The sequence below is a fragment of the Pseudoalteromonas sp. Isolate6 genome (genome assembly GCF_022398435.1).
Classification (GTDB): domain Bacteria; phylum Pseudomonadota; class Gammaproteobacteria; order Enterobacterales; family Alteromonadaceae; genus Pseudoalteromonas; species Pseudoalteromonas galatheae.
This window is the reverse complement of the sequence record NZ_JAKEVK010000372.1, coordinates 1-1588: the sequence shown is the minus strand read 5'-3', so window position 1 is coordinate 1588 and position 1588 is coordinate 1. Positions and strand designations below refer to the sequence as shown.

The following is a 1588-nucleotide window of genomic DNA, read 5'->3' as shown; positions in this document are numbered from 1 at the left end:
TTGGTACACTGCTCATATCTTGGATAAAAATTTGAAGTTATGGAACTGCTCTATTTTGCTGTCGCATTCGCATGCGGATTTTCTGTCTATCAATTAAAGCTTCCTCCTTTGATTGGTTTTTTGATGGCTGGCTTTGTTTTAAACTTACTTGGACACAAAACCACTGATTTACTCACCCAATTGGCTGATCTTGGTGTAACACTACTACTTTTTAGCATAGGTTTAAAATTACGAGTTGGTAACCTAATAAAGCCTCAGGTTTGGGCGCCAGCAAGTATGCACATCATTACTAGCACCGCTTTTTTCGCTAGCCTATCATTGATGCTAGGAGCAATGAGCCTACCTTTATTTACTGACTTAGACTGGCAAAGTGCGTTATTGGTTGGTTTTGCATTTAGCTTTTCCAGTACCGTTTTCGCAGTAAAAGTATTAGAAGAGCGCGGTGAGATGGCAAGCCTTCATGGTAAAATCTCAATCGGTATTTTAGTCATGCAAGATATCTTTGCGGTTATCTTTCTCGCCGTGAGTACGGGCAAAGTACCAAATATTTGGGCTTTGGCACTGCTTGTAGTTTTACCCCTTGTACGTCCAGTTATGTTTTGGGTGTTAAGTCGCTCGAAACATGGCGAGTTGCTACCACTTTTTGGCTTCTTTTTTGCATTGGTTGCAGGCTATCATGCCTTTGAGTTTGCGGGTCTCAAGGGCGATTTAGGCGCACTTATTATGGGGATGATTTTCGCACCACATAAAAAGGCGGGTGAGCTGTCAAAGTCACTATTAAATGTAAAAGACATTTTACTTGTTGGATTTTTCTTGAATATTGGTTTGAACGCGACCATTACCTTAGACGCGTTACTCATCGCTATCTTGTTAGTATTTGTGCTACCAATCAAGGTATCGCTTTATTACATCTTTACCAATATGTTTAAACTGCGTGCCCGTACGTCACTCTTGAGCGCTTTTACGCTAACCAACTATAGCGAGTTTGGTCTCATTGTCTGTGCCGTTGCATCTGCTTCTGGTGCGGTTGCTCCTGATTGGTTAGCGGTCGTGGCGATCGCTGTTTCTATCACTTTTGTAATTGCCTCTCCGCTAAACAAGCGTTCAAATGAGATCTACGTTAAATTAGAGCCTTGGCTATTAAAGTTTGAGAGCCAAGACCGCTTAGAAGAAGAGCTTCCCGTCAATCTTACCGATACAAAAATCGTAATATTTGGCATGGGAAGAATTGGAACCGGTGCTTACGAAACAATACAGGCTAGCTTCCCAGACACCGTAGCGGGTGTAGATATTAAGCCTGAGGTGGTTGAAAAACATGTTTCCAGAGGCCGCAGAGTATTGACCGCCGACGCAACCGATCCTGATTTTTGGCAACGTGTAAATCACTCTGAAGTAGAAATGGTGATGCTGGCTATGCCAAAACACATGCAGAATATTTACGCATTAGAGCAGCTAAAAGCTTCAGGTTACAACGGCCAAGTAACCGCGATTGCAAACTACCCAGATCAACAAAAAGAATTAGAAGAGATGGGAGTAAATTCTACCTATAACTTTTACTTAGAAGCAGGTAGCGGCTTTGCTGAGCATG

Annotated in this window: 1 protein-coding gene; it reads left to right on the top strand. The window is 42.3% G+C overall.

Annotation, left to right across the window (positions count from 1 at the left end):
- Window positions 1-39 precede the first annotated feature (39 nt).
- A partial coding sequence (locus L1D50_RS22965; protein WP_239966928.1) for a cation:proton antiporter family protein occupies window positions 40-1588 on the top strand: 1549 nt, incomplete at its 3' end.